The organism is Paenibacillus sp. CFBP 13594, from assembly GCF_014842675.1.
GTDB classification, from domain to species: domain Bacteria; phylum Bacillota; class Bacilli; order Paenibacillales; family Paenibacillaceae; genus Paenibacillus; species Paenibacillus amylolyticus_B.
This window is the reverse complement of sequence record NZ_JACYVQ010000009.1, coordinates 192750-212579: the sequence shown is the minus strand read 5'-3', so window position 1 is coordinate 212579 and position 19830 is coordinate 192750. Positions and strand designations below refer to the sequence as shown.

Annotated in this window: 17 protein-coding genes; 11 read left to right on the top strand and 6 right to left on the bottom strand. The window is 46.4% G+C overall.

What is annotated here, in order from left to right; all coding sequences use genetic code 11:
- The first annotated feature begins 158 nt into the window (after positions 1 to 158).
- The gene (locus IFU39_RS25485; RefSeq protein ID WP_244661115.1) at positions 159 to 2186 is read left to right on the top strand and encodes a methyl-accepting chemotaxis protein; all 2028 of its coding nucleotides are present in this window, start codon (positions 159 to 161) and stop codon (positions 2184 to 2186) included.
- A gap of 331 nt (positions 2187 to 2517) precedes the next feature.
- Here IFU39_RS25485 and IFU39_RS25480 read toward each other — a convergent pair whose 3' ends face one another.
- The 4 genes from IFU39_RS25480 to IFU39_RS25465 form a co-directional block, all read right to left on the bottom strand.
- The gene (locus IFU39_RS25480; RefSeq protein ID WP_192135678.1) at positions 2518 to 3087 is read right to left on the bottom strand and encodes a nitroreductase family protein; all 570 of its coding nucleotides are present in this window, start codon (positions 3085 to 3087) and stop codon (positions 2518 to 2520) included.
- Positions 3088 to 3096: 9 nt separating this feature from the next.
- The gene (locus tag IFU39_RS25475; protein ID WP_206759595.1) at positions 3097 to 4188 is read right to left on the bottom strand and encodes an ABC transporter substrate-binding protein; all 1092 of its coding nucleotides are present in this window, start codon (positions 4186 to 4188) and stop codon (positions 3097 to 3099) included.
- A 12-nt stretch (positions 4189 to 4200) separates the two neighbouring features.
- Positions 4201 to 5784, bottom strand: a complete 1584-nt coding sequence (locus IFU39_RS25470) for an AraC family transcriptional regulator (protein ID WP_192135624.1) — start codon at positions 5782 to 5784, stop codon at positions 4201 to 4203.
- A gap of 61 nt (positions 5785 to 5845) precedes the next feature.
- Positions 5846 to 6709, bottom strand: coding sequence for a LysR family transcriptional regulator (locus IFU39_RS25465; protein WP_091020008.1), 864 nt, complete (start codon positions 6707 to 6709; stop codon positions 5846 to 5848).
- A gap of 156 nt (positions 6710 to 6865) precedes the next feature.
- Here IFU39_RS25465 and IFU39_RS25460 point away from each other — a divergent pair, with 156 nt between their 5' ends.
- Positions 6866 to 7927, top strand: coding sequence for an oxidoreductase (locus tag IFU39_RS25460; RefSeq protein ID WP_192135621.1), 1062 nt, complete (start codon positions 6866 to 6868; stop codon positions 7925 to 7927).
- 117 nt (positions 7928 to 8044) lie between these two features.
- On the top strand, positions 8045 to 8413 hold the full coding sequence (locus IFU39_RS25455) for a VOC family protein (RefSeq protein WP_192135619.1): 369 nt from the start codon (positions 8045 to 8047) through the stop codon (positions 8411 to 8413).
- A gap of 143 nt (positions 8414 to 8556) precedes the next feature.
- Here the strand turns inward: IFU39_RS25455 and IFU39_RS25450 are convergent, their stop codons facing one another.
- On the bottom strand, positions 8557 to 9765 hold the full coding sequence (locus IFU39_RS25450) for an MFS transporter (RefSeq protein WP_244661114.1): 1209 nt from the start codon (positions 9763 to 9765) through the stop codon (positions 8557 to 8559).
- A gap of 297 nt (positions 9766 to 10062) precedes the next feature.
- Between IFU39_RS25450 and IFU39_RS25445 the strand changes: the two genes are divergently transcribed.
- Positions 10063 to 10641: a TetR/AcrR family transcriptional regulator gene (locus IFU39_RS25445; RefSeq protein ID WP_192135615.1), complete on the top strand. Its 579-nt coding sequence runs from the start codon at positions 10063 to 10065 to the stop codon at positions 10639 to 10641.
- 100 nt (positions 10642 to 10741) lie between these two features.
- Here IFU39_RS25445 and IFU39_RS25440 read toward each other — a convergent pair whose 3' ends face one another.
- Complete coding sequence (locus tag IFU39_RS25440) at positions 10742 to 11866, bottom strand: LLM class flavin-dependent oxidoreductase (RefSeq protein ID WP_192135613.1); 1125 nt, start codon at positions 11864 to 11866, stop codon at positions 10742 to 10744.
- Between the two features lie 264 nt (positions 11867 to 12130).
- Between IFU39_RS25440 and IFU39_RS25435 the strand changes: the two genes are divergently transcribed.
- The 7 genes from IFU39_RS25435 (at position 12131) to IFU39_RS25405 (ending at position 19717) form a co-directional block, all read left to right on the top strand.
- On the top strand, positions 12131 to 13525 hold the full coding sequence (locus IFU39_RS25435; protein WP_105601576.1) for a helix-turn-helix domain-containing protein: 1395 nt from the start codon (positions 12131 to 12133) through the stop codon (positions 13523 to 13525).
- A gap of 198 nt (positions 13526 to 13723) precedes the next feature.
- A complete protein-coding gene (locus tag IFU39_RS25430; protein WP_192135611.1) occupies positions 13724 to 14248 on the top strand; it encodes a pyruvate kinase in 525 nt (174 codons plus the stop codon).
- Positions 14249 to 14558: 310 nt separating this feature from the next.
- Positions 14559 to 14747: an aspartyl-phosphate phosphatase Spo0E family protein gene (locus IFU39_RS25425; protein ID WP_223868875.1), complete on the top strand. Its 189-nt coding sequence runs from the start codon at positions 14559 to 14561 to the stop codon at positions 14745 to 14747.
- A 242-nt stretch (positions 14748 to 14989) separates the two neighbouring features.
- On the top strand, positions 14990 to 16813 hold the full coding sequence (locus IFU39_RS25420) for a sensor histidine kinase (protein ID WP_192135609.1): 1824 nt from the start codon (positions 14990 to 14992) through the stop codon (positions 16811 to 16813).
- Between the two features lie 5 nt (positions 16814 to 16818).
- On the top strand, positions 16819 to 17586 hold the full coding sequence (locus IFU39_RS25415; protein WP_192135607.1) for a response regulator transcription factor: 768 nt from the start codon (positions 16819 to 16821) through the stop codon (positions 17584 to 17586).
- A gap of 103 nt (positions 17587 to 17689) precedes the next feature.
- On the top strand, positions 17690 to 18985 hold the full coding sequence (locus tag IFU39_RS25410; RefSeq protein ID WP_192135605.1) for an ABC transporter substrate-binding protein: 1296 nt from the start codon (positions 17690 to 17692) through the stop codon (positions 18983 to 18985).
- A gap of 30 nt (positions 18986 to 19015) precedes the next feature.
- Entirely contained in the window at positions 19016 to 19717 is a 702-nt protein-coding gene (locus IFU39_RS25405) for a hypothetical protein (RefSeq protein WP_192135604.1), read from the top strand.
- Positions 19718 to 19830: the final 113 nt, after the last annotated feature.

The following is a 19830-nucleotide window of genomic DNA, read 5'->3' as shown; positions in this document are numbered from 1 at the left end:
TTAAAAAAAAGAAAAACAGTGGCAATATCTCCCTAATTGATCAATTTTACTATGGATTTTTCCGATAATGTATGTACATCGTTCAGATGCAGATGGTTCAGGGAAGTGGGGAGAAGGAAATGGGGAAAAGAAAAGGTATAGGGTATAAGCTCAAAAATATGTCGCTTAAAATCAAGCTGCCTTTCATGATCAGTGTATTGGTTGTGTTGGTTCTGCTTGGTGCAACAACCACAAGTTATATGATTTCATCTGATGTTGTGGTCAAGAAAAGCAAGGATGAGATTAATGTGATGGCTGACCGCCTTGGGGAAGGGCTTTGGACAGCGATGCAGCTTCAACAGCAGATGAGTCATGCGATATCCGTACATAGTACTTTTAAAGAACTCTTGAAGTTACGTGATACCAATGAAATGACAGATGAGACCTTTTTCACAGATGAGAATCCATATTTCAACAGAGCGAATACGATTCTCACCGACAGTATAACTGACACGGGAGGCACCAAGCCGGATCTGTTTGTGTTTGACAAGGAAGGAACCATGGTTGCGGGAACCATGCCGGAAGTCATTGGGCAGTCACGGGGAGATCGGGAATATTTTAAGGAGTCCATACAGGGGAAATCCTTCATCAGTGACGCGGTCGTCTCTAAGACTGGCAAGAAGCTCATTATTGTATTCTCGGAGCCCATCACCGATGAACAGGGGAATATACTGGGTGTGTTCGCCATGTCGGTGGACAGCAGCTTTTTCCTGGGGCAACTGGGAGACATTAAAATTAATGGCCAAGGCAGAGTTGAAGTGCTGAGTCGGAGTGGCATCATCATGTTCGACTCACTGGACCCTACGGTTGTGGGACAAACACTTGCAGAAGACAAGGAAGCCATGGAACTTATGGAGGCCAGAGCCACCGATAAAATGAAAATCACTTCGATGGATCGAGATGATATCTACTACCGTGTTAATCAGATTCCTGACGCAGATCTCTCCGTGGTCATTATTGACGATTATGATGATATCAAACGTCCATTAGAGGATATGCAACGCCAGATGGTTATCGTGACATTGATCGGAATTGCTCTGGCTATTGGCGTAGGATTATTGATCTCTCGTAGTATTACGAGACCTATCGTTCGTCTGATCGGGCTGTTCCAACAGCTTGCTCAAGGGAATCTGACCGTCAAGGCCAATGGTAGATATAACAGTGAATTCAAGGATCTGGCGGAAAGCTTCAATGGCATGGTGGAGCAGAACAGAAACCTGATCACCGATATGAATAGTTCGATCCATGTTCTTCAAGCCAGCACCCAGGAGCTGGAGGAAACGTCCAGGCAGACGGCAAGGTCCATTGATGAGACATCGGCGACGTCCATGGGGATTGCCAAAGCCATGGAGGCCCAATCGGAAGATACCGAGCAGATTGCAGGCAAATTCAACAGCTTTGGCGATAAAGTGGCTGCCATGAACAGCAGTGCACAGGATGTGAAGGCAAGAGCGGATGAGATCGAATCTGTATTCCACAACGGGAATGAAGTCGTCAATGAATTGATGCGTATTAATGAGGTCAACGAGCGGGAAGTGGAGAAAATCTCGGAGATTACCGTCAAACTTCAAACGAGTTCGGGCAGTATTAGTCAGATCACGGAAGCCATCAGCCAGATTGCGAAGCAGACCAATCTGCTTGCATTGAATGCTTCAATTGAAGCATCACGGGCTGGGGAGCATGGCCGAGGATTTGCGGTTGTGGCCGAGGAGATCCGCAATCTGGCAGAGCAGAGTTCCCGCCAGTCCAAGGAAATCTCCAGCATTATCGAGCAGAATCTGGCCGATGTCGCGGAGAACAACCATAGTGTGGCGGAAATTCACACCATCTCGTCCAGACAGGATGAGCTTGTTTTGCAGACTCGTCAGGCGTTTGATGTGATTCTGGAGAAAGTAATGGTCATTAATCAACAGATCGCCACGATGGCAGGACAGATGCAGGAGATGTTACAGAATAAGGATGACGTACTGGAGTCAGCACATAGCTTGTCAGCTTCAGGAGAGCAGGTATCCGCTTCAGTTGAAGAGGTAACAGCAACCATGATGGAGCAGTCTTCCACGGTGCAGCAGTTGGCGAACATGGTCGATACAATCGATCAATTGACGCAAAGGCTGGCCGAATCGGCTGCAAGATTCAAGGTGGAGTAAGGGACTGTCTCAAAAGGGATTCCGCCTCGCTCCAAGCGCTAACGAACCTACCGCACCTTAAAAGACGGATCATCAACGCTTGCAAGATTTAAAGAATCTCAGTAACGCTATTTCGTCAAAAAACGTTGTCAAAACCTAAAAAATCGAGCGAATCGACGAAATAACGTCTCTGTGATTCGTTAGTTCTCAGATCTGGGCAAATGGGAGCGACTAGCTTGTCTCAGGTTCATTAAAACAAAATAACACGAACAAGGGATGTCCTCTGTCATATTCATGACTTATAGGACATCCCCTTCTTTTTTATGGTCTCGATCAATGTGCTTTAGTCCATTTAGTGATCAATGAGATGCAACAGTTGAGAGAGAGGTGTGCGAGGCTTGGGCATAGGCTGATCTTCAGCGTTAAAATACCCCATGTGAAGTGTGCCTACTATTTTTTCCTCTGATGTCACACCAATGGCTTCACAGAATAGCGGACTTTCGTTGAAAGGACTTGTCTTCCATACGACGCCGATCTGTTGTTCCCAGGCGAGCAACTGTATGTTCTGGATCAGTGCCGAGGTTGCAGCAAAAGCCTCTTCCCACGCTTTAGAGGGCAGGTTGGCTGTCATAACCACAACCAGATGCACAGGTGTCTGTGCACAATAGGCCGCTCTGATTTGTTGTCCGTACTTTGTTATAAATTCAGGATTGCGTGTACTCAAGACAGCACTCGCGAATGTTTCTCTGCCATCATTCATAAACAGAATGAAGCGCCAAGGTTCCTTTTTGGAATGAAAAGGTGCCCATATCGCTGCCTCCAGAATCTCATGAATCGTTTCCAAGGGAATGGGTAGGCCATTAAATTCCTGAATCGTCCGTCGTTCGATCACGGTCTGCCTAAGACTTGTTTTAGGTTTCATCATGTCCCTCTATAACTCGAAGGAAGCAGCGATCTCATCAATAATTTTGCTCAGACCGATGGGACCGTATCCTGCAAACCACAGGTTGGCATCACCGATATATACATGATCGTTCTGGACTGCATTCAGATTGGACCAGATGGAAGTATCCATGATGTTATTAAGCACAACCTTGTTTTCTTCTCCTGGACGAAGAATAATAAACAGTCGATCCGGGTTCAGCTCAGGCAGAATTTCCTCGGAAATTGCCACATTCCATGATCCCTCGAAATCTACACTGTCTACTGAAGCAGGGGTTAATCCCAGAGCACCAAACAGAGTGAAGTTATCATCAGGTTTAATCAACTGGAGCTGTTTATCCTGTACGCGCATGTAGGCCACCGTTTCGTCTTTGGCTTTTACGGCAAGCTCATCATGGGTTTGGGTGACTTTGGCATCATAGGCGTCTTTGACCGCTTGGGCTTCTTTTTCTTTGCCAAGAACGGTTGCCGTTTCCATGAATCGCTCCCAGTCTCCTTTTTCTTCATTATCAAAAAGGATCGTTGGGGCAATTTTGGAGAGTTGCTCATAGTTTGCTTCATTTAACGTTTTGGAGGCCAGAATGAGATCCGGCTCAGCCTGGAGCAATGCTTCAAAATTGGGAGACTCGCCGGAACCTACGGCAGTGGTATCTTTCATCTGATCTGCCAGGTATTCAGGGAATCCGAGATCGTTATACGTTACCATGGCTGTCGGTTCAATGCCGAGAGCGAGTAATTGGTCAGCAAAGACGTAGAGCATACCCGCAATTTTTTGTGGTTCAGCAGGAATTTCGATATCCCCTTTGATCGTAGAAATGGTGCGTGTATTCTCACTTCCCTGTTCAGCGGTTGATGGCTTTGCCCCATTAGATTCGGGTGAAGCGGAGTTCCCGCTGTTCTGGGAAGTCCCACAGCCTGCAAGTATGCTGCATAGAACAAGAACGGTTATAAGGAATCGTCCTGATTTGAAAAAGGTAGAGAAGCGTTGGCTATTAGGTAAAGACACGTTGTACACACCCTTTAATTGATTTTGATTATCATTATCAAAATAATTATAGGTCCATTCCAAATCGTAATCCATGGATATTCCTGTTTAATGCATGGACGTTTGGCTCAGGAACAATTGACTAACCCGATTCAGAAACAGATTATGAGCCAAGGAAGTATAACAGGAGTAGGGGGAGGAATCGCCCAATTCATAGACTTGATTCATACGGACCGCCCCCCATTGCTGCCAGATTGAATTTTGCATAAGCGACGCTACAGTGTGCGTACGCTCTTCTGCGTGACCACTTGTAAACAGAATGAAGTGTTCAATATCCGACTGAACCAGCTGTTCCAGTGACATTAAACGGGAATGGGATACGTGGCGTAGGGCTTGAGGTACGGATAACTGCAAATCATCATAGAGAACCGTCCCCAGATTACGGTTGCCGTAGACCCGGAACTGTCCATCTTCGTATTGCGCCACAGCCACAGGGCGGTCATCCATGGCACGTTGTATTCCGGATATTTTTTGTTTGACCGATAGATCATAACGTTCCAGCCATTCTTCACCAGCTGTTATTTTGCCAACGGATTGTGCAATGGAGTACAACTGTTTACGCCAATCTTCTGCAAAAGATATGGTGCAAGTGGAGGCGATATGCCGAAATAATTCGGCTTTTTTGGGCTCTTCATAATCGGTTCCTTCATACCCAATGATCAGTTCCGGGTGTGCGTTCATTAATAGTTCCAGATCAGGCTGATCTTTGCCCACTTGAATCACATTTTTGAATTCATATGATGTCCTATGGACCGGGTTAATCAGTGCCGCATAAGGCTCAATACCAAGGGCAAGCAGATGCCCCGTATAGGGATGGGCAAGTGAAGCGATACGTGTTACGGAGCGATGCTTTTTAATATAAACCATGGGAGACAATCCAGTGGTTGCTTTAAATTTTCGGCTAAAATAGAATTCATCTTCATACCCGACCTGGCGGGCTGTTTGTTTGATCGTGTTGTCCGAAGCCAATAGCAGATCACCGGCTTCCCGGATGCGTACGGCGTTCAAATATTCAATGGGGCCTTGTCCAATCATTTTTTTGAACAATCTGGAATAACGGTTGACACTCAGTCCAGCCAATTCAGCCAGTTTTTCGCGTGTGAAGTTATCCTGATAATGTGTATTGATATATTTTTGGCTCTGCTTTACCGCTTCAATAGCTGTATCTTCCTGGAATTTCTGCTTCTTCTGCTTCAATAGGACAAGACACAGTTCCTGAAAGAGGATCTGACGTGCCATTCCAGCCCATGGATCTTCCTTCTGCCCACCTTCATGGATTTGAATGGCGAGCACGGGAGCTGAGGGAACAACAGCGGGAATGAATTCAAGATGTGGATCAATAACTCGCTGCATCTTGCCATCCAGTTCTTCGTTGTAGACATTGTAGGTTAAGGTGACACATTCAAAGTCATGCTGTACCTCGGTAGTTGCGTTACAGGTGTGAGAAGGAGGGACGGAAAGGACTTGAGGAGCGCATAGGGAGATGATTTTGTCTTCGACTTTGACGGTTAAGCTCCCTTTGATCACAACAAGCAGCATATGATGTGGACGGGATGGAAAGGACACTTGTTCAGCATTGTTGTCGACACGCCGGGCATCAATGAGCCTATATAAAAGATTCGTGAGTTTCATCTGATCTTCTCCTGACTGCTGTGAATGTACATACTATACTGCTGCTTATAAAAGTTATATATCAAAATGTAATGCACTTCTGATTGAGCAGCTTCATGAATTGATCCAGCGCACTGCTGACATACCGATCCTCACCGCGGACAAAGGTTGTCGTGGTATGAGTATAACGATCTGCGAGATCAAATACGGAGAAATCATCCGGTTTCTTGTGAATAACGCTGCACGGCATAATGGTAAAAGCAATGCCAGATTCCACACAGCTGAGCAGGTTTTCCATCGTACTCACTTCAATGATATTGCGTGCGGACAACCCTTCTTCTTGCAGGAATTCTTCAGTCATTTCACGATATGGGCAGCCCTCGGGGAAAACAACCCAGGATACTTGGCACAGGCTTGCGGGTGGTATATCCATCCGCTTGGAGATGATATGAACCGTGTCTTGCATCTCATATTCCACCTTCAGCCCCTGCTTCACACAAGCCCCACTGATAAAAGCACCGTCAATCTCATAGTCCTGTATTTTCTTGCGCAGTACTTTGGGTGAAGTGGCGTTAACGAGTGAGATGGACACCTCCGGGTAGGTTATTTGATATTCATTCAGAATCTCCATAAAGCGGCTGGATGCCGCAGTTTCCACAATGCCGATTTTTAGCGTGCCAGAAGGTTCACCTGGATCGGTCATATCCTGCTTCAGATCGTGCAAAAGGTTGTGAATCTGTGTGGCGTACTGGACGAACTGTTCTCCTTTGGAGGTCAGTGCAACACCTTTGGGAAATCGGTTGAACAACTGGATTTGATATTCCTGTTCCAGTTTTTTGATGCGTGTAGTGACATTGGACTGGGCGTAATTCAATTCTTTGGCGGCCTGTGAGATTTTGCCTGAACGTGCCACCGCAAGAATAATATCGATATCAGAAAGTTCCATGCTGTATCCTCCTGAATGTGAATTAACTTACATTGCTTCCGCAGATGTTCATGTTAGGTATCTCTCTGAGAGATACAACTATATATTACAATCATTTTACGATATATCAGAGCCGCCGTACAATATCCCTAATGACGAAGAGAGTAGGGATATGACATGGATAAAATGAATACACGTTCAACACTATTAAGCCCGGTGACGATTCATCAGTGGCAATTAAGGAACCGCATGGTGATGGCACCGTTGACCCGGGGATTTGCTGATGACCAGAGGGGGACCGTGACGGATGAGATGTTGGCATATTATGAGCAGCGTGCGCGGGATGGTGTGGGACTAATTATTACCGAGGGCATTAACCCGAATCTGGCAGGCAAAGGCACTTATGGTATCCCCGGCTTATATACAGATGAACAGACGACTTCTTGGAAAAGAGTAACGGATGCTGTTCACAGATATGGTGGCACCATTATTGCTCAACTGTGGCATGTCGGCAGATTGTCCCACTCCGATCTGATCGGAGCTGTTCCATTGGCACCTTCCAGCCTTGCGGCAGAGGGAAGAGTGCATAAGCTGCATAAGCCGTATCAGATTCCTAAAGCGATGAGTGCACAGGATATAGCGGATACGATTCAGCATTTTCAGAGGGCAGCCCGCAATGCGGTTCTGGCAGGTTTTGACGGAATAGAGCTTCATGCTGCGCATGGGTATCTGATCGACCAATTTATCAATGAGAAGACCAACCACAGAACAGACGAATATGGAGGCGACACTGCGGGCAGATTACGGTTCCTTCGAGATATTATTTTGGCGGTAAAAAAAGAGATCAGTGTGGATCGCATATCGGTTCGATTCTCCGAGAAAAAGGATGATGATGCATCCTATGCATGGGTAGACAAAGCTGGAATGATCGATGCATATCTGAAGTTGTTCCGCGAGACGGGAATTACAATCTTGCATCCCTCAACAGATCATTATGCGAAAGCGTGGGCAGGGGAGCAGTCCTTTCACGAGCGGATTCGAAGTCAGTGGGAAGGAATCATCATTGGTGTGGGGAATTTGGATGTTCAGACCGCAGAGCACGCGATTGGTAAGGGAAGCATAGATTTGGCTGCGTTCGGCAGACCGTTTATCTCGAACCCTGATCTGGTGCAGAAATTGAATGCTGGTGAGCCATTGGTGGAGTATGATGCAGCTAAGCATCTGCCCGTGTTGGTGTAAAAGGGGAAAACCGAGTCAAAGAAAAATTAAATAAAAGACTGAACGCTACTGACATACTGTTGGCAAGAGCGTCCTTGTATGATCAAGATATACAAATACTAAGGAGGACATTACATTATGTCAGCAATTGGACCCGATTTCATTTCACTTCAAGTGAGCAATCTTGAGAGCTCTGCCGAATTCTATCAAAACTATCTCGGGCTGGTACGCTCACAGGCGGGACCACCTCATGCGGTGGTTTTTGAAACAAAGCCTATTGCATTTGCTCTTCGTGACCTATTGCCAGGAACCGAACTCGGTTCAGGTACTCAGCCAGGACTGGGCATCGCTCTTTGGCTACATGCTCCGGATACACAAGAGATTCATGACAAACTTGCTGCAGAAGGCGTAAAGATTACATCTGCACCCATAGATGGACCATTCGGGCGAACCTTTACATTTGCCGACCCAGACGGGTACCAAGTTACCCTTCACAGTAAAGCCTAATACGCAGATGTATCCATCTTAATCATAGTGATACCTCGCTCTGTCATAGGGAGCCAAGTGTTGATTACAACATCAAGGGCAGTACTGATCCTAAGGATCAGTCTGCCCTTATTTGGTCGTTCGGATTAAACGATCAATTCATTCTATTCATGGCTGACGACTACAGCTTTCTTTTCCGTAAAGTAATACACCAAAGCGAGCAGCGGCATGATCAGGCCAATCAGCGTTGTGAGACTCCAGCCTCCGTTAGCATAAGACCAGCTTCCAAGAGATGAACCAATCGCACCGCCAACAAAAAAGATCGACATGAATATGCCATTCACACGCCCTCTCGCTTCACTTCCTAAGGAGTAGATGATGCGTTGACCCAGCACCAGATTTCCCGAGACAGCCATATCCAGTGTGATCGCCACGATCACAAGCAGGATCAATGCAAACGTGGAGTGGCTCTGGAACACATAAGCAAGACCAAATGAAGCAGCAGCGATCACCATGGCAGCACCTGTCAGAATGCGCGTTAGTCCGCGATCCGCCAGTCTCCCGGCGATGGGAGCAGCAATAGCACCTCCGACACCAGCCAGGGCAAACCAGGCAATGCCTTGCTGTGACATGCCAAAATTGTTAGCGAGCCTGAGCGGAACCGTGGTCCAGAACAAGCTGAAAGCACCAAACAAACTGGCCTGATAGAACGCCCGACGGCGCAGCAGAGGCATCGTTCTGAACAGTGTGCCCAATGACACGATTAATTGACCGTATTTCAAGTTTGGTTCAGGCTGGCGAGCAGGAAGAGCACGTGATAGGAGCAGCATTAGAAGTGCTATGACAATGGCGGAGAATACAAAGACCGTCTGCCATCCGAAGAAGCTGGTGATAAAGCTTGCGACAGGACGAGCGAGCATAATGCCCAGTAGCAGACCGCTCATGACATTGCCGACAACCCGCCCGCGTTGTTCCTCGGAAGTAAGATATGTCGCATAGGGTACCAGAATCTGAGCGACAACAGAACCTATACCGACGAATAGAGAGGCAGTCAGAAATACAACAGCAGTGGGCGAGAAAGCCGCAGCAATCAGGGCAACAACCAGTACGATGAGGAAAAGAACGACCAGGCGTCGGTTCTCAATAATGTCACTGAGCGGCACGATGAATAACAAACCAATAACATAACCAATCTGAGTCAACGTTACGATCAATCCGGCAGCGGCAGAAGAAAGGCCCGTGGTCATGCTAATCGGTCCGATAACGGTCTGAGCATAATACAGGTTTGCCACGATCAATCCACAAGCGGATGCCAGCAAAAAAATAATCCAGGCAGGTACAGGTGCCTTCTTCACTTGTTGTCTCATATCCATCTTAATCATCCTCCACAGATTTCATATTCGTATTGAAAATTCGATATTCCAGATAAACGGGTGCTGTTTAAAATGTTAATTACTAAACGTTGTGTTCACTAATTACAAACATATAATAAACTAAACGTTTAGTATTGTAAATAGGCTAAACATATTTTAATGAAAATTTAAATGAGGATATAAAAATGAGCGGAGAGTGAATTGTGTGTACGCAATGCATTTTAGTATAATGAACGTATCGTTTTTATGAATGTTACTGATGATAAAATATATTTTTTACATCCAGGAGGGCTCAAGATGACTGCCAAAAGAGGACGTCCACGTAACATGGAAACCCAGAATGCCATTCTTACCGCATCCTATGAGTTGTTGTTGGAACACGGATTCGGGGCTGTTACGATCGAAAAGATTGCTGAGCGCGCACAAGTGAGCAAAGCCACGATCTACAAATGGTGGCCGAACAAAGGCGCCGTCATCATGGACGGATATATGTCTGCTGCAACGGCAAGATTGCCAGTGCCGGATACAGGCTCGGTATTGGAGGATATACGCATACATGCGAGTAATCTGGTTCGATTTTTGACCAGTCGGGAAGGAAAAGTGATTACACAGATTATCGGAGAAGGGCAGTCGGATGAAGGGCTTGCCGAAGAATACCGTACAAGATACATCCAACCACGTCGACGTGAGGCTCGGGGAATTCTGGAGAAGGGTGTGGAGCGCGGCGAATTGAAGGCAGGGGTGGACATTGGACTGTACATTGATCTGATCTATGGGCCGGTGTTCTATCGTATGTTAGTGACAGGGGAAGCGATGGATGAAGCGTTTGTAGATGTGATGCTCCGTTCATTGTTTGAAGGCATTCAGTCCAATTAGATATAGGGATAGTCGCGATACAAGCGGGAGGAAGAGGGAAGAGGGCGATTCGTAGGAATCACCCTGGAAGGAGCACATGTATATTGTACGTGGGAGATTGTTAGACCTGGAATATAGGTGAGATGGCTGTGGGCCATGAATCTGTAACATTAGAGGAAAGGAAGGATGAGTGCTGGGTTAACACCGGGGGTTCATTCCATACCGAACTTGGCAGTTTACGACGTATTACAGGGGCCACTTCCTTGGCAAAACGCTCCACTTGCTCCAACTGTTCGCTATGCGTCAGTCCATCTACGCTGATACTCAGCACCTGATGTCCGTAAGCGGCATGATAGTCCAGAATTTTCTCAATGATCTGCTCCGGACTGCCAATTAACGCAGGGCCTCGTGCAATGTTATCCTCCAGATCGGTGAAGGGCGACTGATTATGCTGTGCGGCGGCGGTGGCGTGGAACGCTTCATAATATGGCTTATAGCGGCGAATGGCTTCTTCACCCGTATCCGCAAGATAGAGACTGCCGGCACCAGAGCCAATCACGGCTTGCTGCGGATCATGACCATAATAATCGAGGCGCTCTCGATAATGATCAATTAACGCTTTGTATTTGGCCTGAGGGTGAAAAGAGTTCGACGTGAAGAGCGGCTCGCCATATTTGGCAGCGAGTTCGGTTGAGACCGTGCTGGACGCGCTACCATGCCAGATTGGGATGGACTGCTGAAGCGGTCTGGGCCACGTGGTCACTCCCTCAAGCGGAGGGCGATACGTCCCCTGCCAGGTGACATTCTCTTCAGACCACAACCGTCTTAGCAAATGATACCGTTCATCGAGTGAGTCCCATTGTTCCTCTTCGCGTATGCCAAACAGCGGATAGTGGCGAGGGTCATTGCCTTTCCCGATGATCATTTCCAGCCGTCCGCCCGATAATTGATCCAACGTGGCATAATCCTCGGCAACCCGGACTGGATCAAGTATACTAAGAACAGTGACGGTGGTTAGTAACCGAATGCGTGTGGTTGCTGCGGCTATTGCGGTTAATACGACAGGTGGCGATGAAGATAGAAAAGGCGCACCATGTCGTTCACCGATTCCATAGGCATCGAATCCCAGTCGTTCAGCCAGCTTCGCTTGCTCCAATATATTATGGAATTTCTGCTGAGTTGTCAGAGCCTCCCCGGTAACGGCATTAGGCAGATTCATCATGAGACTAAACAAGGCAAATTTCATCTGACCTTCTCCTTGAACTGAATTGATCGTATCTGTGTCGTATAATCCTATTGAAATAGTAGGATATGTAAGTTGCATTAAATGTATCAGGTTCTCACGGATTCTTCTAATGGATTTTTTCTATAAGCAGGAACAGCGAGGCCTCCTTGCATAAATGTGAAGGAAATTGCCACGATTTTTATTGACCGCTGTAAAATTTAGGATTAAAATTGTGCTTATCATATAAATTCAAAATTATGGATTTTAATTGTGGAGGTGGGATACATGGAACCTACAACTACGATACGCTCATATATTGAGGACTACATCAGGAAACAGGGGTACACCCTGCAGTATTTTGCCGATATATCGGGAGTTAACGCCGGAACGCTTAGCGCAATTATTAAGGGGACTCGGCCCATCGCTATGGCGCAACTGGATCTGATTACCCAAGGCATGAAGCTGGAAGAGGGGTATTTCTACGAGATTTATGGGGCTGAATGTTTCGTGGAATCGGCACCTCATTGGAGGAGACTGGAACCATTCCTGCAACGCTGTGCTGAATTGGACAAGCTGGAATGTATTCATAAGGTTATCCAGGAAGTGACGGATGATCGCTCGTATATCTCGGAGTTGTTCGAGATGGCCGAAGGCATGCTTGAACGTGGACAGACGAAGGCCGCACGGATGTTGTACGAATGTGTGGCGGAGTGTGAGAAATATCAGCACTCGGAACGTCTGGCGCTGTGCCAGTATCGCATCTTCACGTTATCTCTCGGTCAGGACCAACACGAGAATCTGCGTGCAGCCGTACATTTTGAACCGTATATTAATCGGCTGGATGAGGAACGGCAGTTGGATGCGATTAGGGAGTTGGCGAATACATACAATGGGTTATGTCAGTGGGATAAAGTATTCCAATTAGCCGATGAACTGTTACAACGGGTCAAATTTCTGGAACAATACAAAAATAAAAAAAAGGGATTGGAGTTTATTAGAGCCTCCAAACACCCGTTATTTACTTATAAATTTTATGCTTACTTATTAATAGCAACTGTATGGGGAGAGCGTAAAGAGTATGAAAAGGCGCTAGAGTATACTTCTTTCTATTCAAATATTGTTATTGAAGACTCTACTACAGAAGATCAACTCTTTATAAAGCGATTTAAAGATTGGGCTGAAGTTAATACCTATTTATATAAGTTGATGACGGGCGACTATAATGCGCTTAACTCTTATCTCGACTTTATAGAAGTAAATGAAAATGAAACTCTTCTTGGACTTGTCAAAGTTATGGAAGCGGCTAATCAATACCAACTGAATGTTGACCATGTTCTCAAAAGATTTGATTCGTTTATCCGTATGTTAGTTAATGATTCTAACTATGAGAGTAGTTATACTACTCAGATAAAAGATGATCGATATACTAAATTTTGGGCTGAATTAGCATTCTACCAGTTGTCTAAAGCCAGGCATAATGAAGGATTCAGGGATCTGCTTACTTGTTTGAGTTCTGCTCACAAGATCAAGGATGACTCCACCATAATTTATTGTGTGAGTTTATTTGAGGAATACAGAACACAGGCTTCTGATTCAATAGAGTCCCAATATAAAAGTATTATCAAGGAGGTTTATGGTCGATATGAGAAAAAAAGCAATGTTGGTATTAACGCTGTTTAGTTCTTTCATTATGTTTTCTAGTATTACTGGTGGTATAAATAATATTATAAATCTGATTTTTAATCATGGTGCAGGTGGATATTAGGAGTATTTGGTATTAAAGTCTTCATTAACATGCGTCTTATTTCCGGGATATGGAGATGGGGCGCTTATTTGTTCTATCCATTAGATCATCCATAACGAAAAGAGGATTTATCATTGCAGATTGATATTCAAAAGCTTTACGACAAATATATAACATTGGACATTCCTAATCCATTCACATTAGAGCAGATTCATGATCGACTAACAGAGAAATTTTACGCTGAGAAGGTGGATTTAGAAGAGTTTTCAGACTTACGCAACGACCCTCATGCGGGATTTGATCAGGCGATTGCAGCTTATGTATTCAAGGATGAGAGGGGAACCAAGCAATTAATTAGCCTGAATAAGGATGAGGATATCCATGAGCCATTGGAGTTTGCATGGATCATCAATTCCACTGTGCGAGGGTTTTCGCTACTATTAATTCTTGAAATTGAAGTATTTTATGGAATGGCAGAGACTGAGATGACTCTTGGCAATCCACGTTTTGAGGAATATCTGATCCTACTCTATTTAACAGGTTACATTGAGTTTGGGAATGACTCCTTCATCAATCCATTACGTGCTCGTTATCGAGAGGGCTACAGACTTCGTTATTTTGGTATGCAGAACGGTGATGAGAATTATCTATACAAATAGATTACTTTTCGATAAAATTATTAACTTCTCGTGAGAGAAAGGCGCAAGAGATACTTAGGGTAAAATGGATAATATGTCCATAAATCACTTTAACGGTAAAGGATTTGCGTATTCTCGAATACGATATGTAGACATGTTATAATTTTCTTTGCCCACATCTTGTAGAAAAGAAGAGACGTCAACTCTCTATGTAAAATGCTTGATGTTGAAAGTATCTCTATGTAAATAAATATTTTATTCTGCAAAGGAATATAATATGAATTTTTTGGCAATGTATCCTAAAATGTTATACAAAGAGGGGGTGCATGCTGTGAGTGAACCGGTACAGATCACAGATAAAATCGAACGGAACAGGCAAGAGTTGAGTCGTTTGGCGGAGAATCATGGCATGCAGGACAACCAAGTCCTCCGACAGTCCATGGTACTGGACGAGCTTATTAATGAATATAATCGATTCAAATATAAAAGCCATCTCAGGAACAGACAACCGATTGCATAATGCAGTCGGTTTTTTGGTCTAATTAGTGTTCTATAGAAATACCTTAGTCGACTGTAGCGATACAGTCGGCTTTTTTGCGTTCACCCTGATACCAATGCGGATAACTTGAAATTCCGTACCAATTCCAGGGTTGGCAGGATAGCGAATGATCATTAAAACTGGATATGATGACCCCAGTTATATCCAGATTGATCTGTGAAGGGGGCTCATACAATGATCGGGAGAGGGAGGGATGAACGGAAATGATGGACAAGGTACGCATTTTTTTCGGAAAAAACGTAAACCTGCGCACCAAGTTGCTCCTGTTGTTCCTAGCGCTGACGTTGCTGCCGCTAGGCTTGCAGGGAATGATGAACTACAAGCATTTCTCGCAGACGATGGATCGCAAGACCGAGCAGTTCACCATTGAACTGGTTCGCCAGATTAACGCCAATCTGAATCGGCTGCTGAAGGACTTTGAGCGGTTGTCGCTCTTGCCGCTTTACGATCAGATGGTGCTTGGCATTCTGGGCGAATACAACGCTTCAATGGGATCTGGTACATGGGCGAGGTCTGAGGATTATCTGAAAATGAAGCTCTATACATCGGGTCAAGCTTATGACCGACCCGAGATTCGGGGAATTCATCTGATCAGCAATAGCGGCATCCTGTTCTCCAATCTCGATTCACTGGCAGTCAAGCCGGTATGGGACAGCAGACAGGATGACTGGTTTGCAGAGCTTGAAGACTCGGAAGGGACATGGCGCCTGCTTCCTCCGCATCAACCCAGCTATTACACGGGTGGTCAGCAAGAATGGTATATATCGGCGGGCAGAGTGCTTCGAGATCCGGGCACGCTTCAGCGACTGGGTTACATTCTGATTGATATCCGTCTAGAGGCCTTCGGTCAACTGTTATCCAATCTGAATTATGAGCAAGATGCAAGCCTGATGATTGTAGACAGCAAGCAGCGTCTGCTGTTCGAACGGACCTCGACCGGAGGAATGTCTGCTTACGACCAGTTGCTAACGAATGGACAGCTTCAAGGCTATGCAGGAAACCAAAAAATTGTTCTGGATGGGGAGTCCTATCTCTATGTACAACACCATTCCAGCTATTCCGGGCTTTCGGTGATCAGTCTTACACCTATTGTTGTGATTCAAAAGGAATCGGGTAAGATGCTCACCTTTACAATATGGTTCGCAGTGTTATGTATGGCGGGTATAGCGATTCTGGCGGTTCTGTTATCCTATCGTATCACCCGGCCACTGATTCGACTGAAGCACCACATGATTCGGGTGGAGCAGGGAGATTTCAGCCAGCGGGTAGCACACTTCAGCAATGATGAATTCGGACAGATGAGCCGGGGCTTTAACCGAATGATGGAAGAGATTCATCGACTGTTTAATGAGGTGTTCCTGCTGGGCATTCAAGAGCGGGAGGCAGAGTTGTCGGCGTTGCAAAGCCAGATGAATCCTCACTTTATATATAACACACTGGAGTCCATTAACATGATGGCCATTCGCCAGAAGCATGCTGAGGTATCGGACATGGTGACGGCGCTTGGCAAGCTGCTGCGCTATACGATTGATAAGGTGGACCGGATGGTTCCACTTGGGGAAGAACTTGCTTTTGTACAATCCTATGTACGCATTCAGCAGGTACGTTACGACGGCAAGTTAGAGGTTATCTATGACATCGAAGAAGGGATAACCGAGTATTTGATTCCGAAGCTGGTACTGCAACCGCTGGTGGAGAATGCAGTCTACCACGGCATTGAAGGGCAGGAAAATGGAGGAGTAATCTGGGTATCTGCCTTGAAATTTGACCATGAGCTGCTGATTAGCGTACGAGACAACGGTAAGGGAATGACTCAGGCTAAGATGTACGAGCTAAACGAATCCATAACGAAACAGCCTTCCAGTCAGGCATTACGTTGCCATGCCGGGGATAGTCTCGGGCTTAATAATATTGCCCAGAGGCTTCGTCTCATGTACGGAGAAGGCGGCAGCCTAAGCATTGATGGAAGTCCCGGGCAGGGCCTGGTGGTCACGATATCCATTCAAATTCTACCGAAAGGGGATTGAAGCGCATGTATAAAGTATTGCTTGTAGAGGATGAGACGATCATCCGTCAGGGAATGAGAGAGCTGATCGTACAAGCGTCTTCTCAGTTTCAGGTAACGGGCGAAGCATCGAGCGGCACCGAGGCGCTGGATTTTCTGAGATGTGAGGTGCCGGATGTGTTAATCACGGATATCCGCATGCGCGAAATGGACGGATTAACTTTGGCAAGCAAAGCCAGAGACATGTACCCTGAATTGCTCATGCTCATCATTAGCGGCTATGGCGAGTTTGAATATGCGCGCAGAGCGATGGAGTTCGGGGTGTTGAACTACCTGCTGAAGCCAATCGATCGCTATGAACTGGCATTATGCATACAGAAGATTCAATTGCTGCTGGATCGCAGATACGGTATTTCAACCCTTTCGATCCCGCAGCCATCTGGGAAAGCAGAACATGCTGGTGGAGATACGCGCAAGATTATCCGAGATGTGAAGGAGCACATCAAGCAACATCCCGATGGAGATTTGCGGCTTCAGACGATCGCAGATCTCGTTCACTTAAACCCTACTTATTTAAGCCAGTTGTTCAAGAACGAAATAGGTATTAATTATTCCGAATACATCACGGAGGCACGTATGGAGCGGGCCAAGTGGTTGCTGATCAACACGGGTCTCAAAATCTATGATGTGGCACGGTTATCCGGGCATCAAAGTCCCAAACATTTCATGCTGGTGTTCAAGCAGCAGGTGGGATGGACTGCTGGAGAATACCGAGACCGATTCAGTATTTCTTGAAAAACCATACCATTTCTGTAGTTGACGTGATTTATGAGGGCACGAAGCTTTCGTTATACTTTGGTTGCACCTGTATACCACAACGTCCATAAGGGGGATTTCCATGAAAAAAGCAGGACTGATACTGATGCTTGTACTCATGATGGTGACTTCAATCGCGTGCACAAGCTCCAATTCCAGCAGTGAACCTGGCAGTGCAGGCGGGGAGAATGGAGAGGTGGAGCTGAAGTTCATGATGTGGGGCAACCAGGCACATATGGATGTATACAACAAGCTGATTGATAGCTTCACCAAGGAAAATCCAGGCATCAAAGTCACGATGGAATCCGTACCTTTCGCAGAATACCAACAAAAAATTTCGGTGCTTGCTGCCGGAGGCTCTCTTCCCGATCTCGCCTGGGTATCGGAGCGAATGGTACCACAATTCAAGTCCAACCACATTCTGGCCGATGTATCCGAGTTTAAGGATGATGCACAGTTTAAGCTGGATGATTATATTCCAAGTACATTGGATTTGTTCCGTGATGGAGACCAGCTGCTGGGGCTACCTTTCTCTACACCTCCGGTGGTCATGTTTTACAATAAAGCGCTGTTCGATCAAGCCGGCCTGACGGATCCAAACACACTTGCCACCCAAGGACAATGGACATGGGAACAGTTCGAAGAATCTGCCAAGGCGATGACCAGCAAGGATGCGACCAACCGAATCTATGGAGCCAACTTTTTTCGCGACTGGAAGACCTGGGCAGTCCTCTCCTCCTACTCTTGGTCCAATGGAAGCGGTCCATTCGACGAAGGTATGACGAAGTTCACCTGGAACGATGCCTATGGCGTACAGACCTTTGAATTACTGGAGCGCATGATGTTCACCGATGAATCACATCCGAAGGCGGGCGAGCAAGTTAGCTTCGATGCGGGTAATGTGGGCATGTTCTTCGATAATTACAGCTATGTTTCCAAAGCAAGGGAGATTACGGATTTTGAATGGAGCATCGCGCCTATGCCATCCGGTTCACAAGGCAGTGTACCGATGCTGGGGCAGGCCGGATATGCCATGTTCAACGATAGCAAACATCCAGAGGAAACAAAGAAGCTGTTGAAGTATTTTGCGAGTGAGCAGGGGATTCAGGCGACAGCCACCTATTTTGTGCCTCCTCGTACTTCTGTTCTGAACTCGGATGCATTCATTCTTCAGCCGAATAACCCGAGCAAAGAGCATATTGTGCAGGCCGTCATTGATGAAATGCCGAAAGCGCGCTTAATCCCCGGCCATATCCGTTGGCAGGATATCGACAATGCGGTATTGCAGGGATTCGACCGACTGTTTGCCAAGACAGCGACAGCTGAGGATAACCTGAAACAAATGCAGGAAGAGATCCAAAGTGTGTTGCAACCCTGAGTAAGTCGATCGAAACCGGAGGTGAGAATAATGGGCAAATTCAAAGAATTACTTGAGCGGAAACCGTTGTCCCTGGTGGTCAGTCTGCCTGAAAATGAACTTGCTTTGGCTCGGGCAGCCATGGAAGAGGGGGCTGATGCACTCAAGGTGCACTATAATGTCGGTCATCGCGCCAGCGGGAATCATTTTGGCCCATTGGACAGGTATGCCGAGGTATTTCGGGCGATTCGCAGTGAATTTGGTGGTCCGCTTGGGGTCGTACCTTCCGGCAGTATAGATGGAGCACGACGGGAGGATGTGGAGCGCCTTGCTGGACTGGGTTTTGATTTCTATTCCATCTATGCACATCACTTGCCCTCCTTCATGCTGAGTGACTTGGGGCTGGACCCAACGTTTGCGATCAATGAAGAATATGATACTTCACTCGTAACATCGGCAGCTCACTTCGGCTTCACTGCTCTGGAGGCATCCATTGTACCTGGAAAAGAATATGGTACACCTCTCAGCTTCGCGGATGTGCTCAAGTATCGCCGTCTGGTCTTGCAAGCCCAGGTTCCGGTATTGGTTCCTTCCCAGCGAAAGCTGGTACCGGAGGATGTTCGGGTGCTAAGCCAAGCTGGGGTCAAAGCGATTATGCTTGGAGCGGTTGTGACAGGCAACACGGAGGATGAGCTGCGAAGGGCTGTGAACGGGTTCCGCAATGCGGTGGACAGTCTGAACGGTCCGGACTAATTAGGGAAAGTCACGTGTATCATGGGGGACACCCTATGTTAGCATCCAGTCGTTCTAACGAATCGAGCACATGTTATTCGCGTCCATTTGTACGGATCTAAAATTTAAGGAAT

Coding starts and splice junctions, on each gene's coding strand:
- IFU39_RS25445 (WP_192135615.1), top strand. CDS start 10,063: ATGACTGCCAAAAGAGGACGTCCACGTAACATGGAAACCCAGAATGCC.
- IFU39_RS25485 (WP_244661115.1), top strand. CDS start 159: ATGTCGCTTAAAATCAAGCTGCCTTTCATGATCAGTGTATTGGTTGTG.
- IFU39_RS25410 (WP_192135605.1), top strand. CDS start 17,690: ATGAAAAAAGCAGGACTGATACTGATGCTTGTACTCATGATGGTGACT.
- IFU39_RS25405 (WP_192135604.1), top strand. CDS start 19,016: ATGGGCAAATTCAAAGAATTACTTGAGCGGAAACCGTTGTCCCTGGTG.
- IFU39_RS25465 (WP_091020008.1), bottom strand. CDS start 6,709: ATGGAACTTTCTGATATCGATATTATTCTTGCGGTGGCACGTTCAGGC.
- IFU39_RS25450 (WP_244661114.1), bottom strand. CDS start 9,765: ATGGATATGAGACAACAAGTGAAGAAGGCACCTGTACCTGCCTGGATT.
- IFU39_RS25440 (WP_192135613.1), bottom strand. CDS start 11,866: ATGAAATTTGCCTTGTTTAGTCTCATGATGAATCTGCCTAATGCCGTT.
- IFU39_RS25420 (WP_192135609.1), top strand. CDS start 14,990: ATGATGGACAAGGTACGCATTTTTTTCGGAAAAAACGTAAACCTGCGC.
- IFU39_RS25475 (WP_206759595.1), bottom strand. CDS start 4,188: ATGGATTACGATTTGGAATGGACCTATAATTATTTTGATAATGATAAT.
- IFU39_RS25455 (WP_192135619.1), top strand. CDS start 8,045: ATGTCAGCAATTGGACCCGATTTCATTTCACTTCAAGTGAGCAATCTT.
- IFU39_RS25435 (WP_105601576.1), top strand. CDS start 12,131: ATGGAACCTACAACTACGATACGCTCATATATTGAGGACTACATCAGG.
- IFU39_RS25415 (WP_192135607.1), top strand. CDS start 16,819: ATGTATAAAGTATTGCTTGTAGAGGATGAGACGATCATCCGTCAGGGA.
- IFU39_RS25460 (WP_192135621.1), top strand. CDS start 6,866: ATGGATAAAATGAATACACGTTCAACACTATTAAGCCCGGTGACGATT.
- IFU39_RS25480 (WP_192135678.1), bottom strand. CDS start 3,087: ATGAAACCTAAAACAAGTCTTAGGCAGACCGTGATCGAACGACGGACG.
- IFU39_RS25470 (WP_192135624.1), bottom strand. CDS start 5,784: ATGAAACTCACGAATCTTTTATATAGGCTCATTGATGCCCGGCGTGTC.